Origin of the sequence: Calidifontibacter indicus (genome assembly GCF_003386865.1) — a bacterium.
GTDB lineage: Bacteria > Actinomycetota > Actinomycetes > Actinomycetales > Dermatophilaceae > Yimella > Yimella indica.
Genome location: NZ_QTUA01000001.1, coordinates 3,108,329 through 3,122,571 on the forward strand (window position 1 = coordinate 3,108,329; position 14,243 = coordinate 3,122,571).

Genomic DNA, 14,243 nt, shown 5'->3' on the forward strand with positions numbered 1-14,243 from the left:
CCCTTCGTGCCCCTTGTGGTCTCCCCGACCTGCAGGCCATCAAACGATGTCCATCCCTACGAGTGGGTGTTTCCACAGCGACCAATCGCCTCCAACGGCCATTCCTTGACCAGCTCTTTACCTTCGGCGCACTTATCCACAGGCCGTCCTGCACCAACGCGCAAGGCGGGCGATACTCCGCGGCCATGACTGTCGAGCCCCATCCGTCGCCTCATCCGTCACCCCGGTCACCGGCCCGCACCCAGATCGCAGTCACCCTGGTCGGCACGCTCGACGGGCGTGGGCGGCGCGTGCGGATCTCCGCTCCGAGCGGGCTGCGCTGGGCGGCCGCACGCGAAGCCATCGAGGCGGCCGGCCACTGCGTGCCCGACCCCGCGTGGATCGGTGCGGACCGGCTGGACGACGACACCCGGCTCGGTGACATCCCCAACGGTGCGGTGATCGCACCCGACGCCTCGGCCGGGTCGGCGTCCGACCTGCTGCGACTGGAATGCACCAACGGCCCGGCGGTCGGACGTGGCCATCGACTCGGGCAGCGCGCGGTGACGGTCGGTCGCAGCGACCGCGCGAGCCTGCGACTGGACGACCCGGACGCATCCCGGGTGCACTGCCGCGTCGATCTCGTCGCCGGGCGTGTCACCGTCACCGACCTGGGGTCGACGAACGGCACACACGTCGACGGTGTCGCGGCCGGCGAAGGCACCGAACTTCGCGCGGGCGGTGAACTGCGGGTCGGGAACTCGACCCTGGCGCTCGCCGCGCCGAGCGGGAAGCCTCCGAAGGTCGAGAACGGTTGGATCGGCGTCCGCCGAACCCCGACCCGCACGACCGCGCCGCCCACCGTGCGCCTCACCGCACCCAACCCGCCACGCGAGCGCGAACGACGGGTGCTGCCGTGGCTGGTGGTTCTCGCGCCGCTGGTCATCGGCGTCGGCCTCGCCTGGTGGATGCGGACGATGATGTTCCTCGCCTTCGCGCTGTTCAGCCCGGTGCTGATGCTCGCCCAACACGTCGCGGACAAGCGCGAGGGCAAGACCTCGCGCCGCCGAGAACTCGCCGACCACGCCGCGGCGGTCACCCGGCACGAGGCCCGCGTGGCCGCCGTCCTGGCCTCGGAGCGGTACCTGCGCGAACGGGCGGCCCCGCCGCTCATCGACGCCGTCCGCAGCATCCGGGCGGTCGACGCACGCCTGTGGCACCGCCATCCCGACGACCACGGTTTCCTGCACTGGCGACTCGGCCGCGGCACGATCGCCTCCGAACTCACCGTGACCGACAGCGACGGCGAACAGACCCGGCCCGAGCTTGCCGACGCACCGGTCGTGGTCGATCTCGGCGCCGACCGCCTCGTCGGGGTGATCGCACGGCGGGAGTTGCAGACCGCATTGCTGTCGAGTCTGCTGCTGCAGGTCGGCGCCTGGCACTCGCCGCGCCACCTCCGCCTGGCGATCATCAGCAAGGCCCCGTTGCCGAACGCCGCCGACCTGTCGTGGCTGCCCCATCTCGGCGCCGACGGGCCGCAGCCCACCCTCTTCGATCTCGAGCACCCCGACCCGTTGGTCGACTTCCTGCGCAGCCAGATGCACGACCGCGACGAAGGTGATCGTCCGCCGAGCCTTCTCGTGGTGCTGCTCGACGGCGAATTCACCTCCGTCGCAGCCGAACTCAGCGAGATCGTCATGAACCCGCGGCGGTACTCGGCCACTGTCGTCACTTTCGCGCATGCCGACTCGCACGTGCCCGACCGTGCTCATCCGATGCTCCGCGGCACCTCGACGACCCGCCTCGTCGTCGATGGCGCGCAACCGACGCAGTGCGTGCCCGACCTGCCCGAGCCAGACCTCCTGCCCGGCCTCGCGCGCCGGCTCGCACCCCTGCGCGACGCCGTCAGCACCGGTGGTGGAGGCACGCCGCCGCCGGCCATCGGGTTGGCGGAGGCATGGGCCCCCGCCACCGGTGCGCCCCTGCTCGATCTCGACGCAACCGAGCGACGATGGTCGCAAGAGGCACGGCCGAATCCGCGCGCCGTGCTCGGCAGCAGCGCCGCCGGGCCGGTGACGGTCGATCTCACGGTCGACGGCCCGCACGCCCTGATCGCCGGCACCACCGGAGCCGGGAAGTCCGAACTGCTGCAGACGCTGATCACCTCGCTCGCGGCGGTGAACCGGCCCGACGCACTCAACTTCGTGCTGATCGACTACAAGGGCGGGGCGGCATTCCGGGAGTGCGCGCGGTTGCCACACACCGTCGGCCTGGTCACCGACCTCGACGGCCATCTGACCCAGCGCGCGCTCACCTCGCTCGGCGCCGAGATCCACCGGCGCGAACGGTTGCTGGTGGCCGCCGGGGCGGGCGACCTCGACGACTACCACCGTGATCCGACTCGCCCGACAATTCCCCGGCTCGTACTTGTCATCGACGAATTTCGCGTGCTGGCAGAGGAATTGCCCGACTTCGTCGACGGACTCGTGCGGCTGGCGACGGTCGGGCGCTCGCTCGGTGTGCACCTGGTGCTGGCCACCCAACGTCCGGCAGGTGTGGTGTCGGCCGACATCCGCGCGAACGTCAACCTGCGCATCGCGCTGCGGGTGCGCGACGACGGCGACTCCCAGGACGTCATCGAGACCTCCGAGGCTGCCCGGTTGTCCGCCACCGTGCCCGGACGCGCGTACCTGCGCTGCGGCGGCGGTGAACCGTTGCTGTTCCAGAGTGCACGGGTGACCGTGCCCCCGTTGCGCCCCGACGCTGTGCTCGTCTCGACACCGCACGACGCGCTCGGGCTCGAAGCGGAACCCGGTGCGTCCACCCTGGAACGGTTCGTCGAGGTTGCCGCCGAGGTGGCCACCCGGTTGAGCATGCAGCCGTCGCAGGCGCCCTGGCTGCCGCCCCTGCCCGACACCGTCAGCATGGCCGACCTCGGCGAGCCGTCGATCACGGTGACCGGTGAAACCGGCTCCGGCTACCGGTTCGCCCTTGCCGACCGCCCGTTGCGGCAGGACCGACCCGCCCTTTCCTGGTCGCCGCAGACCGACCAACACCTGGCGATCGTCGGCGGTCCACGCGGCGGACGCACCACCGCCGTCCGCGCCCTGCTGGCAGCCGCGCTCGACGACGACCGGGTGCACGCCTATGTGCTCGATCTCGGCCGGTCGCTCACCGACCTGGCCGATCATCCGGCGGTGGGCGCCGTCGTCGGGCCGGACGAACCGAGCCGGGTCGAGCGGGTGCTCGACCGGCTCGCCGACGAGGTCGCGGCCCGGCGCCGCTCCCCTGACATCACCCGGCCGCGGATCCTCTTGGTGATCGACGGGTGGGACGTGCTCGACGAACTCGCCGACGACACAGCGATGTTCCGCCTGCTCGACCTGGTCACCTCGGTGCTTCGCGACGGTCCGGCGGCCGACGTCCATGTGGTCGCCACCGGCGGACGCGGGCTGTTGACCAGCCGTTCGCTGCCGATGTTCCGCTCCCAGATCGCGCTGTCGATGCCGGACCGCGACGACCTGGCCGCGATGGGTGTGCCGCGTCAGGCGATCCCGGTGCGGATGCCAGCCGGACGCGCGGTCACGGCTCCCGGAGGGATGGAACTGCAGATCGTCCTGCCGGGTGCTCTACCCGATCGTGAGCCCTGTGCACCGGTCGATCGCATCGCCGCCGTGCCGCTCGTCGTGCGAGGCGTCGCTGCACGCCCCGACCTGATCGCGATCGGTGCGTCGGCCGAGGGGCCGGCCGGGGTTGCGCTGGGCCGACGCGGCGAAGCGCTCGGGCTCATCGCCGGCCCGCCACGCAGCGGGCGCACCTCGGCACTACTCGCGATCGCGGCGGCGCTCGCCGAACGACCCGTCTGTTGGGTGTCGCCCGATGCGTCGGTGTGCCTCCCGTCCGGGCTGTTCCGTGCCGGCTCCACCGCCGAAACCGCTGCTTGGCTGGCCGCGAAACCAGCCGGGGTGGTGCTCGTCGACGACGCGTCCGGTCTGCTCGACACCGATCTGGAAGACCTCCTGGTCGACTTCGCCGCACGGGCCTCGACGTCGGGTGCCGTGGTCTTCGCCGCCGGTGATCCCGGTGACCTCGCCGCCACGTACCGCGGCCTTGTCGGCGAACTGCGTCGGCGCGGCACCGGGCTGTTGCTGACACCCAACCGCACGGACGGCGAACTCTTCGGGGTGCGCTGCCCGAAGCTCGATCGCCCGCGCCCGGGCAACGGCTACCTGGTGCAGCGCGGTGAACTCACCGAGGTGCAGGTCGCGCTGGTCGACGACCCCGTCCGCCCCGACGAGCCCGACCAGCGGGTCGCCTGAACCGGGACGTCCGGTTCAGGCGGCCGGTTGCTGGTCGACGTGCACAAGTCCGGCGATGAGCGCCGGCCGCTGGGTCGGCAGCCCGGCGAACGAGGAGTGAACTCCGCCGCCGCACAGGCAAACCCACGTCCAGCACTTCCACCACCCACCAGAATCCGCGCGAGTTTGTGGGGTTCGTCGCGTGCACGAACCCCACAAACTCACGCGGATTCCGTAGGTGGGCGGTCTTCCTCAGATGCGCGCCGCGAGTTCGGTGGCCTGCTTGATGGCGCGCTTCGCGTCGAGCTCGGCCGCCACGTCGGCGCCACCGATCACGTGCACGGGTTTGCCGAGCACATCTGCCAGAGAACCGAGTTCGCGCACCGACTCCTGCCCGGTGCACAGCACCACGGTGTCGACCGGCAACACCTTCGGCTCGCGCTGCGACTTCTCGTCCTTCGGGTCGACCGGCACCGTGATGTGCAGGCCCTCGTCGTCGATGCGCACGTATTCGACACCGCCGAGGAACTGCACGCCGGAGTCCTTGAGCGTCTGCCGGTGCACCCAGCCGGTGGTCTTACCGAGGCCCTTGCCGTGCGCGGAGGTCTTGCGCTGCAGCAGGAACACCTCGCGGCGCGGCTCGCCCTTCACCTTGTCGGTGAGGCCGCCCCGCTCGAGCGACGGGTCGGTGACTCCCCAGCGCTGCATCCAGTGCTCGAGCGACTCGTCGGCGTCGTGCAGCAGGAACTCGCTGATGTCGAAGCCGATGCCGCCGGCGCCGAGCACCGCCACCGACTTGCCGACGGGCGCGCCCTCCCCCACGACCTGTTGATAGGTGACGACCTTCGGGTGGTCGACGCCCGGGATCGACGGCACCCGCGGCTCGACGCCGGTGGCCACGACCACCTCGTCGAAGTCGTCCAGGTCGTCGGCCGTCGCGCGAACTCCCATGTGTGTCTTGACGTTTCGCAGGTCGAGCATGTGCTCGTAGTAGCGGATCGTCTCGACGAACTCCTCCTTGCCGGGGATCTTCGAGGCCAGCTTGAACTGCCCACCGATCTCGCCCGACGCCTCGAACAGTTCGACCCGGTGGCCGCGTCCGGCGAGCTCGACTGCGGCCGCGAGGCCGGCCGGGCCGCCACCCACGACGGCCACGTGCTTCACCGTGCGGGTCGGCGACAGCACGAGTTCGGTCTCGTGCGCCGAGCGCGGGTTGAGCATGCAAGTGGCGCGCTTCTTGGCGAAGGTGTGGTCGAGGCAGGCCTGGTTGCAGCCGATGCAGGTGATGATCTCCTGCTCGCGGCCCTGCTCGGCCTTGGCCACGAAGTCGGCGTCGGCGAGCAACGGACGCGCCATCGAGATGAGGTCGGCCTCGCCGTCGGCGAGCAACTTCTCGGCCACCTCGGGCCGGTTGATGCGGTTGGACGCAACGACCGGGACACTCACCTCGGCCTTCAATTTCGCTGTGGTCCAGGCGAATGCGGCGCGCGGCACCGACGTGACGATGGTGGGCACTCGCGCCTCGTGCCAGCCGATGCCGGTGTTGAGGATGCTGACGCCGGCGTCCTGCAGCAGGTGGGCGAGCTCGACGGTCTCCTCCCAGGTCTGGGCGTTGTCGACCAGGTCGAGCAGGCTGATGCGGTATTGCACGATGAAGTCGTCGCCGACCATTTGGCGGGTGCGCTTGACGATCTCGACCGGGAAGCGCATCCGCTTGGCGGCGCTGCCACCCCATGCGTCGGTGCGGTCGTTGGTGCGGGCCGCGAGCATCTGGTTGATCAGGTAGCCCTCGGAGCCCATGATCTCGACGCCGTCGTACCCGGCGTCCTGGGCCAGCTTGGCGGCACGCGCGAAGTCGGACGCCGTGCGGTCGACCTGCTTGGTCGACATCGTGCGCGGCTTGAACGGCGTGATCGGCGACTTCCTGCTGGAGGCGCCGACGCTCAGCGGGCTGTATCCGTAGCGACCGGCGTGCAGCACCTGCAACAGGATCTTGGAGTTGTAGGCGTGCACCGCGTCGGTGACCACCTGGTGCTTGTCGGCCTGCCGGCTGTTGAGCATCTCGCTGCCGAAGGGAAGCAGCCAGCCGCGCCGGTTGGGGGCGTAGCCGCCGGTGACGATGAGGCCGACGCCGCCGCGGGCACGCTCGGCGAAGAACGCCGCGAGCTTCGGCAGGTCGCGCAACCGGTCTTCGAGACCGGTGTGCATCGAACCCATCATCACGCGGTTGCGCAACGTGGTGTGCCCGAGATCGAGCGGGCTGAGCAGGTGCGGGAACTCGGTCATCGTGACTGCCCCTCCACAGCCTGCTCGGTGTTCGATTCGGCGGCCGATGCCTCGGCCAGAATCTGGTCGAACTGCGCACCCATCGCCTCGGCGAGAGCGGTGGCGCCGCGCAGCGGGCGCACCATCACCATGAACTCGGTGATGAGGCCGTCGTCGCCGACGGTGATGAAGTCGCACCCGGTGACGTCGGTGTCGCCGACCTTGGTGCGGAAGATCAGGGCACTCTGCGGGCCGTCGACGATCTCGCGCTCGTAGCGGAAGTCGCTGAACACGCGGAGCACGCCGCGCAGGATCGCGGCGGTCACCGCCTTGCCGGCGTACGGCTTGAACGCCACCGGACTGGTGAACACGACGTCGGGCGCGAGCAACGCCTCCATCGCGTCGGTGTCGCGAGCCTCCACGGCCTCACGGAACTGCTTCATCTGTTCTCCAAGGTTTCGATGATCTCGTTGCACCAGTCGATGCCGTTGCGCTCCAAGCGAATTCCTCCTCGAAGCGCGAGATAGGGGCCGATCTCTTCCTCGGCCAGCGCCGACGGATCGGGAAAGAACTTGCTCATGCTGAGGTCGTATCCGTCGAGCCGGGCTTGGTGATCGGCGCGGCGAGCGCGGACGGCGTCGAGCACGGTCACGCGGTCGAGCAGGTGCAGGGCGCGGATCTTGACCGCGAACTCGCTGCGCACCTGCTCCGGCGGGGTGGCGCGGGCCAGCCAGGCGATGAGTTCGCCGCGACCCGCTTCGGTGAGCGCGTAGACCTTCTTGTCCGGACGCGCGCCCTGGGCGATGTGCTCGGCGCTGGTCCAGCCGTCGGCCTCCATCCGGGCGAGCACCTTGTAGATCTGTTGGTGACTCGCCTTCCAGAAGCGGCCGATGGACGCATCGAACCGGCGGGCGAGGTCGTAGCCCGTCGCCGAACGTTCGGCGAGGGAGACCAGGATCGCGTGTTCGAGGGCCACGCCACGAACGTACTATGCACTTTGTTGCTGTGCAACTAGTTGCATAAACAATTCCTGCAGACATGACGGACGCCCTCGGGACCCGAAGGTCCCGAGGGCGTCCGTCGACGTGCTGGGCGGCCTACTGGCCGTCGGTGCGCTCGCCGTAGCGCGGCGGCTCCTGCGGCTGCTGGTGCTGCGGGTACGTCTGGCCGGGCTGCTGCACCGGCACACCCTGGGTCGGCTGCTCACCGAAGTCCTGGCTCTGCTGGGCGGGCTGGCCCTGCTGCGGCTGGCCCTGCGGCGCGGCCGGGGCGGACGGGGCGTCGTCGCGGTACTGCCCGTACTGCGGGGTGCCGCGGTCACGCAGCGACTCGCTGTACGTGCGCTGCTGCACCGGCGCCTGCGACTGCTCCTGCTGCACCGGGTGTCCGCTCATCTCGGCAAGCATTCCGCGCGCCCGGTCGAAGCTGCGGTGCTCGACGAGCACCTCGTACTTCGTGGCGACCACCTGCGAGACGGAGGTGAAGTCGCGGCGTCCGCGGGTGGCGGCGTAACCGATCGCGGCCCAGAAAGCACCGAAGAGCGCACCGATGAACACCGTCGAGATGATCATCGCCAGCACGCCGTTGCCGGTGGAGAACAGGCTGAAGATCAGACCCACGAAGGCACCCATCCAGGCCCCGGACGCGAGGCCGCCGACGATCACTCGACCCCAGGTGAGGCGTCCGGTGATGCGTTCCATCTGCTTGAGGTCGGTGCCGACGATCATGCACTCCTGCACCGGGAACTCGTGGTCGGACAGGTAGTCGACCGCGCGCTGCGCCTCGGCGTACTCGCTGAAGACGCCGAGCGACTTCGGATATTCGAGGTTGAGGACGGGAAGCTGCGGGTTCTGACGCATACCGGGCTGGCTCATGTGCCCATTGTCCCATCCACTACGGCCGATCCGCCCCACCACACCCGCCTAGAGTGGACGGGTCCCACACGCACCGATTGCCCACAGGAGCGCAGTGTCCAACGACGTGCCCACCCGCACCCTCGATCTCGGGTGCACCTTCCGGTACTCCTCGCTCGCGCCGACCGCCGCGGTGTTCCAGGTGGCCGGCCAGGAATCGCCGACCGCGAAGATCCTCCAGGAGTCGTGGGAGGTGACCGGCGACCTGCCGATGCACCACTACCGCGACCTCTACGACAACCCGTGCACCCGCCTCGTGCTCCCCGTCGGCGTCACGACGCTCACCTACTCGGCGCGCGCCACCGTGCCCGACGCGTTCGACAGTTGGGACGAGAGCGCCGCCGAAATCGCGCCCACCGAACTGCCCGACGAGGTGCTCGTCTACACGCTCGCCAGCCGTTACTGCGAGTCGGACGTGCTGGCCGGCCAGGCCTGGAAGAAGTTCGGCCACCTCGACCCCGGCTACCACCGGGTGCAGGCCGTCAACACCTTCGTCAACGAGTGGCTCACCTACCTCACCGGTTCGACGACCAGCACCGTCACCGCGATGGACGCTTTCGCCACCGGACGCGGCGTGTGCCGCGACTTCGCGCACCTGATGATCACGTTCTGCCGGGCACTCAATATCCCCGCCCGCTACGTGCACGGTTACATCACCGACATGGACGTGCCCTCCCCCGGCACCCCGATGGACTTCCACGCGTGGACGCAGATCTGGCTCGGCGACCGCTGGTGGGACTTCGACCCGCGCTGGAACTCCCCGCGCAAGGGCCGCGTGATCATCGGCACGGGGCGCGACGCCGCCGACGTGGCGATGGTGACCACGTACGGCGCGCCGTGGCTGCAACTCATGACCGTGACCGCGCAGGAGGCCGTCGAATGAGCCGCCCGATCGTTCTCGTCACCGGGGGCACCCGCGGCATCGGCGCCGCCATCTGCGATGCGCTCGCCCCCGACCACCACCTCGTGATCGGTGGGCGCGACCGCGCCGCAGTCGAATCGGCGTGTGAACGTTACGAATCGGCCCAGCCGTTCGTGTGCGATGTGGCCGACGGCGACGCGATGGAGCAGGCCGTGGCCGACCTCGGCCTCGACCGGCTCGACGGACTCGTGCACTCGGCCGGCGTCTCCGGTGGCTGGCGCACCGAGGAGTCGAACCGCCAGGTGTGGCGAAACATCTTGGAGATCAACGTGATTGCCGTCTCCGAGCTGACCCGACTCACCCTCGAAGCACTGCGCGCCGCCGAGGGCACGATCGTCACGATCAACTCGGGCTCGGGCCTGCGCGCGAGCGGTGCGGGCGGCCACTACCCGGCGTCGAAGTTCGCGCTCACCGCCCTCACGGACGTGCTGCGCGAGGAACTGCGCCCCGACGGCATCCGGGTGTGCTCGGTGCACCCCGGACGCGTGAACACCGAGATGCAGCGCGACCTCGTCGCGTCCGAACACCGGACGTACGACCCGCTGGAGTTCCTGCGTCCGGAGTCGGTGGCGACGGCGGTGCGCACTGCGCTCACCGCCACCCCCGACGCGACCTACGAGACCATCTCGATCCGTCCCGGCCCGGCGGCGACGAACCGGCGCAGCTGACCGACGTCCGAAACTCGCGCTGTCAGTCTGGTCGCCGTCAGTCGGTCGCCATCGCGGCGACCGGCGCCGGCGCGATCTTGCGGTGCGGCCGCACGACGAGGGACAGCACCACCGCGATCGCACACAGCACCGCCCCGGCCCACCAGGCGTAGGTGTAGGTGCCGAAGCTGTCGCGGATGACGCCGGCCCCCAGCGCGGCCATGGCCGCGCCGACCTGGTGCGAGGCGAACACCCAACCGAACACGATCGTGCCCTGCTCCCCGAAGATCTCCCGGCACAAGGTGGCGGTCGGCGGAACCGTTGCTACCCAGTCGAGTCCGTAGATCACGACGAACAACACCATGCTCGGGTGCACGGTCGCGCTGAGCAGCAGTGGCAGCAGCATCAGGCTCACGCCGCGGAAGCCGTAGTAGAGCGCGAGCAGGATGCGCGGGTCGAACTTGTCGGTGAGCCAGCCCGAGGCGACGGTGCCGGCGATGTCGAAGATGCCGACGGCCGCCAACAGCCCGGCGGCGGTCGTCTGTGACATGCCGTGGTCGTGCGCCGACGGGATGAAGTGCACCCCGATGAGTCCGTTGGTCGTCGCACCGCAGATCGCGAAGGCGCCGGCGAGCGCCCAGAAAGCCTTGTGTCGAGCCGCGAAGGTGAGGCCGTTGACGGCGCGCCGGAACGCGCTGCCGGTGACGGTGGCCGGGGGCTCGTAGCCCTCGTGCGCGCCGTACGGCAGCACGCCGCGCTCGTGCGGGTGGTCGCGCATGACCACCCAGACGATCGGCACGACGATCAGCGCCACCCCGGCGATCACCAGCGATGCCTGGCGCCATCCGGCGGTATCGGCGAGGTGGGCGACGAGCGGCAGCGTGATCAGCTGACCGGTCGCGGAGCCCGCCGTGAGCATCCCCATCACCAGGCCGCGGCGCTTGTGGAACCAGCGGGTCGCGATGGTGGCGGCGAAGACCAGCGCCATCGAGCCGGTGCCGAGACCGATGAGCACGCCCCAGAAGACGAGCAGTTGCCACGACGCCGTCATGAACACGCTGCCGCCCGCGCCGAGCGCCACCAGCGTGAGCGCAGCCGCGACCACCTGGCGGATGCCGAACCGGTCCATCAGCGCTGCCGCGAACGGCGCGGTCAGGCCGAACAGGAGCAGGTTGATGCTCACCGCGAGCGACATGATGCTCGTCGACCAACCGAACTCTTCGTGCAACGGAACCATCAATGCGCCTGGGGCAGCGCGGAATCCGGCTGCACCGATGAGCGCAAGGAAGGCGACCGCGGCGACTGCCCACGCGGGATGGAAGCGCGGCGAGCGGACGGGTGCGGGTCCGGTGCTGGACGTCATCTTCTAACTTTCTTGAAGGAAGCTTGGCGGGTACGCTAGCAGCAAGCTCACGGCGCCGACAGGCGCGGTTGAAAGGTGGACGGATGCCCCTGCGATCCGACTGGTCGACCGAGTTGTGCCCGGTGCGCCGGTCGCTCGACGTGCTCGGCGACCCCTGGGTGCTACTGATCATTCGCGACGTGCTGCACGGCACCGGACGCTTCGAGGAACTGCGCGACAACCTGCGCATCTCCGACGCCGTGCTGAGCCGGCGACTGCGCGCGATGGTCGAGGCCGACCTGCTGACGACGGCCGACTACACCAACGGTGGGCGCATCCGGCAGCGTTATGTGGCCACCGAGGCGGGCGCCGATCTCCTGCCACTCCTGCAGCAATTGGCGATCTGGGCCGAGAAGCACACCCCGACCCCGGAGGGTGGCGGACACATGACGCTCTTCCACGAGACCTGCGGCCAGGAGACCACCCGCGCCGAGACCTGCAGCGCCTGCGGCGAGCAGTTGCGACCCGAGGACATGACCTGGGTGAAGCCGTGGCGGGGCGCTCGACACCACCTGCGCGGCGCCGGCGCGTGACCGACCTCCGCACAAAGATCTGGGGCCTGCCGGACTGACCGCCGGAGCCCTGCTCCCAAGATGTTGTTGACACATCAACAATGCTGCTCTAGAGTTCTACTTGAAGCGACAACAACGCCGCGTCAGACCTCAGAGTCAGGAGCAACGCCATGACGAACCTCACCATCCTCGGCACCGGCAACATGGGCCAGGCCATCGCCTCCGTCGCAGCCAAGGGCGGCCACAACGTGCAGCAGCTCGGCCAGGAAGACCTCGCCACCGCGGTCACCGGCGACATCGTCGTGCTCGCAGTCCCCTACCCGGCCATCGACCAGATCGTCGAGCAGCGCGGTGACCAACTCGCCGGCAAGATCGTCGTCGACATCACCAACCCGCTGAACTTCGAGACCTTCGACTCGCTCGTCGTGCCGGCCGACGGCTCCGCCGCCGCCGAGGTCGCCGCCAAGCTGCCGAACTCGCGCGTGCTGAAGGCGTTCAACACCACCTTCGCCGGCACCCTCGCGGCGGGCACGGTCGGCCCGCTGACCACCACCGTCCTCATCGCCGGCGACGACGCCGACGCGAAGTCGCAGCTCGCCTCGGTCGTCACCTCCGGTGGCCTGAAGGCCATCGACGCCGGTTCGCTCAAGCGCGCCCGCGAGCTCGAGGCCGTCGGCTTCCTGCAGCTCACGCTCGCCGCGAGCGAGAAGATCTCCTGGACGGGCGGTTTCGGCGTCATCTCCTGACCCGAGCTGACCCGAGCTGATCGACACGAGCACCCGAGGAACGCATCGATGACCGACACCTTCGGCCCGCACGTCGTCGCGATGTACGGCGCCACCGACCCGTCCGCCCCGCTGGTCGTGCTGCTGCACGGTCGCGGATCGGAAGAGACCGAGATCATCGGGCTCGCGTCGCACCTGCCCACCGGACGGCAGTACGCCGCCGTCCGCGCCCCGATCGCGGAGGGCGGCGGGTTCGCCTGGTTCGCCAACCGCGGCGTCGGCCGCCCGGTCGCCGAGTCGCTGCGCGCCACGATGGACTGGTTCACCGGGTGGCTCGACCAGGTGGCGCCGGCGGGTCGGCCGGTGCTGCTCGTCGGGTTCAGCGGCGGTGCCGCGTTTGCCGGCGGCCTCGTGCTCGACCGACCGACGCGCTACTCGGGTGCGGCCGTCCTGTTCGGCACCATGCCGTTCGAGGCCGGCCTCGCCACAGATCAGGGCACGCTCAGTGGCCTGCCGGTGTTCGTGGCGCAGGGCGACTCCGACCACGTGATCCCCCGCGAACTGCTGGACCGCACCTGGGAGTATCTCGGCTCCGACTCGGGCGCTCGGGCCACCACCCTGCGGGTGCCCGGCGGCCACCAGCTCACCGCATCCGTGGTGGAGCGCCTCGGCGAATGGATCACCGGCATCACCGGACGGAATGACGGATAAAGCGTCCAAACTCGCGCCCGGCGCGACTTACTCCCAGGTATCGCACGATACGGACGAGTAAGTCGCGCCCGGCGTAATTTGGTGTCCGCCTGGTGAGGACTTCCCTGCCGAGACGCCTACCGCGCCGGTCGCCCGATCAGCCGGTCGCGACCGTCGGGTCGGCGACGACCGCGTCCGCCTGCTGGTCGGCGCACGACCGCCACCACGCTGCGCGGCCGCCCCCCGCGAACGCCACGAGTGCGACTCCGAGCAACTGGATCGGCGCCATGCGCTGGCCGAGGACGAGGAACCCGAGCACCGCTCCGATCGCGGGTTCGAGGGCCATGAAGGTGCCGAACGCCGTGTGGCTCATCCGGCGCAGCGCGAGCATCTCGAGCGCGAACGGAAACACCGGCAACAACAACGCGAGCCCGAGGGCCGCGAGCAGCACGACCGGAGTGAGATGACCGGTGGCCGGCGGCACGCCGACCAGGGCCGTGAGCGCCGCAACCGGGATCGTGAACGCCAGCCCCTCCAGTCCGTCGCCCCGGTGGCCGACGAACTGGGTGAGCAGGATGTAGACCGCCCACCCGGTGGCTGCTGCCAGTCACCGATCACGCCGAGGCGTCGCCGCTGCTGCGCGGCCGCGCCCGCGTCGAGGTGCCCATCGCGTCGAGGTGCCGATCGCGGTCAGCGAGGTGGTCGATCACCCGCTCCCGAGTGGTCGATCGGGTTGTGATCGTCGTACGTGAACTTCGTTTCCACCCGCTCGATCGCCAGGCGCACACCGCGGAGGGCCGGGAGCATCCGCGCGAACGGCGGCTCGCTCACCGACACCTGCGCATGGTGGCCCTCGGCCTGCAGGTCGGCGAACTGGGGGCACCACC

The 14,243-nt window shown here is 69.9% G+C and carries 12 protein-coding genes; 6 read left to right on the top strand and 6 right to left on the bottom strand.

What is annotated here, in order from left to right; all coding sequences use genetic code 11:
• The first annotated feature begins 185 nt into the window (after positions 1-185).
• Positions 186-4,301: a type VII secretion EssC family protein gene (locus DFJ65_RS14745; protein WP_115923670.1), complete on the top strand. Its 4,116-nt coding sequence runs from the start codon at positions 186-188 to the stop codon at positions 4,299-4,301.
• 231 nt (positions 4,302-4,532) lie between these two features.
• Here DFJ65_RS14745 and DFJ65_RS14750 read toward each other — a convergent pair whose 3' ends face one another.
• From DFJ65_RS14750 to DFJ65_RS17855, 4 genes are all read right to left on the bottom strand, one after another.
• On the bottom strand, positions 4,533-6,566 hold the full coding sequence (locus DFJ65_RS14750; protein ID WP_115923671.1) for an NADPH-dependent 2,4-dienoyl-CoA reductase: 2,034 nt from the start codon (positions 6,564-6,566) through the stop codon (positions 4,533-4,535).
• On the bottom strand, positions 6,563-6,988 hold the full coding sequence (locus DFJ65_RS14755) for a nuclear transport factor 2 family protein (protein ID WP_115923672.1): 426 nt from the start codon (positions 6,986-6,988) through the stop codon (positions 6,563-6,565). The genes DFJ65_RS14750 and DFJ65_RS14755 overlap by 4 nt, the downstream gene beginning before the upstream one ends.
• On the bottom strand, positions 6,985-7,521 hold the full coding sequence (locus DFJ65_RS14760; RefSeq protein ID WP_115923673.1) for a PadR family transcriptional regulator: 537 nt from the start codon (positions 7,519-7,521) through the stop codon (positions 6,985-6,987). The genes DFJ65_RS14755 and DFJ65_RS14760 overlap by 4 nt, the downstream gene beginning before the upstream one ends.
• Before the next feature lie 121 nt (positions 7,522-7,642).
• Positions 7,643-8,419 (bottom strand): YflT domain-containing protein, encoded by a 777-nt coding sequence (locus tag DFJ65_RS17855; RefSeq protein WP_211308456.1) that lies wholly within the window; start codon positions 8,417-8,419, stop codon positions 7,643-7,645.
• A gap of 94 nt (positions 8,420-8,513) precedes the next feature.
• Here DFJ65_RS17855 and DFJ65_RS14770 point away from each other — a divergent pair, with 94 nt between their 5' ends.
• Complete coding sequence (locus tag DFJ65_RS14770; protein WP_211308457.1) at positions 8,514-9,341, top strand: transglutaminase-like domain-containing protein; 828 nt, start codon at positions 8,514-8,516, stop codon at positions 9,339-9,341.
• Positions 9,338-10,048, top strand: a complete 711-nt coding sequence (locus tag DFJ65_RS14775; RefSeq protein WP_115923674.1) for an SDR family oxidoreductase — start codon at positions 9,338-9,340, stop codon at positions 10,046-10,048. Before DFJ65_RS14770 ends, DFJ65_RS14775 begins: the two co-directional genes overlap by 4 nt.
• 37 nt (positions 10,049-10,085) lie before the next feature.
• Here the strand turns inward: DFJ65_RS14775 and DFJ65_RS14780 are convergent, their stop codons facing one another.
• A complete protein-coding gene (locus DFJ65_RS14780) occupies positions 10,086-11,390 on the bottom strand; it encodes an MFS transporter (protein ID WP_115923675.1) in 1,305 nt (434 codons plus the stop codon).
• Between the two features lie 83 nt (positions 11,391-11,473).
• Here DFJ65_RS14780 and DFJ65_RS14785 point away from each other — a divergent pair, with 83 nt between their 5' ends.
• From DFJ65_RS14785 to DFJ65_RS14795, 3 genes are all read left to right on the top strand, one after another.
• Entirely contained in the window at positions 11,474-11,962 is a 489-nt protein-coding gene (locus DFJ65_RS14785; protein WP_115923676.1) for a winged helix-turn-helix transcriptional regulator, read from the top strand.
• Between the two features lie 149 nt (positions 11,963-12,111).
• A complete protein-coding gene (locus DFJ65_RS14790; protein ID WP_115923677.1) occupies positions 12,112-12,687 on the top strand; it encodes an NADPH-dependent F420 reductase in 576 nt (191 codons plus the stop codon).
• A 48-nt stretch (positions 12,688-12,735) separates the two neighbouring features.
• Positions 12,736-13,377, top strand: a complete 642-nt coding sequence (locus tag DFJ65_RS14795; protein WP_115923678.1) for an alpha/beta hydrolase — start codon at positions 12,736-12,738, stop codon at positions 13,375-13,377.
• A 136-nt stretch (positions 13,378-13,513) separates the two neighbouring features.
• Here DFJ65_RS14795 and DFJ65_RS14800 read toward each other — a convergent pair whose 3' ends face one another.
• Entirely contained in the window at positions 13,514-13,963 is a 450-nt protein-coding gene (locus DFJ65_RS14800) for an EamA family transporter (RefSeq protein WP_342767539.1), read from the bottom strand.
• Positions 13,964-14,243 lie beyond the last annotated feature (280 nt).

Excerpts from the sequence above, each read along its gene's own strand:
- DFJ65_RS14745 (WP_115923670.1), top strand. The coding sequence starts at position 186 with ATGACTGTCGAGCCCCATCCGTCGCCTCATCCGTCACCCCGGTCACCG.
- DFJ65_RS14750 (WP_115923671.1), bottom strand. The coding sequence starts at position 6,566 with ATGACCGAGTTCCCGCACCTGCTCAGCCCGCTCGATCTCGGGCACACC.
- DFJ65_RS14755 (WP_115923672.1), bottom strand. The coding sequence starts at position 6,988 with ATGAAGCAGTTCCGTGAGGCCGTGGAGGCTCGCGACACCGACGCGATG.
- DFJ65_RS17855 (WP_211308456.1), bottom strand. The coding sequence starts at position 8,419 with ATGAGCCAGCCCGGTATGCGTCAGAACCCGCAGCTTCCCGTCCTCAAC.
- DFJ65_RS14775 (WP_115923674.1), top strand. The coding sequence starts at position 9,338 with ATGAGCCGCCCGATCGTTCTCGTCACCGGGGGCACCCGCGGCATCGGC.
- DFJ65_RS14780 (WP_115923675.1), bottom strand. The coding sequence starts at position 11,390 with ATGACGTCCAGCACCGGACCCGCACCCGTCCGCTCGCCGCGCTTCCAT.
- DFJ65_RS14785 (WP_115923676.1), top strand. The coding sequence starts at position 11,474 with ATGCCCCTGCGATCCGACTGGTCGACCGAGTTGTGCCCGGTGCGCCGG.
- DFJ65_RS14790 (WP_115923677.1), top strand. The coding sequence starts at position 12,112 with ATGACGAACCTCACCATCCTCGGCACCGGCAACATGGGCCAGGCCATC.
- DFJ65_RS14795 (WP_115923678.1), top strand. The coding sequence starts at position 12,736 with ATGACCGACACCTTCGGCCCGCACGTCGTCGCGATGTACGGCGCCACC.